This is a genomic window from Lactiplantibacillus sp. 30.2.29 (assembly GCF_018991255.1).
GTDB classification, from domain to species: Bacteria; Bacillota; Bacilli; order Lactobacillales; family Lactobacillaceae; genus Lactiplantibacillus; species Lactiplantibacillus pentosus.
The window spans coordinates 1-344 of sequence record NZ_JAGYGU010000132.1 but is presented as its reverse complement, the minus strand read 5'-3'; the positions used below and the strand labels follow the sequence as shown (position 1 = coordinate 344).

1 pseudogene is annotated in these 344 nt (G+C 41.0%); it reads left to right on the top strand.

The window, feature by feature from the left end:
- Positions 1-344, top strand: a pseudogene (locus KGF65_RS16890) (hypothetical protein); the annotation flags it as partial.

Below are 344 nucleotides of genomic sequence, written 5' to 3'. Positions count from 1 at the left end.
CCTTCAACTGCCGCTAAATGGGATACTCAATTTGCTAATAAAGTTAAAACTGGCTTTAAGCACAATGTTGTTAAAATAATCCAAGGTGGCTTTTGGTGTAAGGGTATCAACCCTGAAGACTTTACCGGAGAATTTACTACTAACACGGCGGTTGCTGTCGTTGAATTAAAAAAAGACGCCGGTATCAAAGACACCAGCGCCAACGTAAACTCGGACATTATGAAAGCCTTGCTAACAATGAGCGCGTTTGTTTTAGTTCCTGGTGGGGACGCTAAAATCCGTTCAATGCAACAACAGCTTAATCATGATTATCAAGCTTACACTGGTATTTTACCATGTGATGG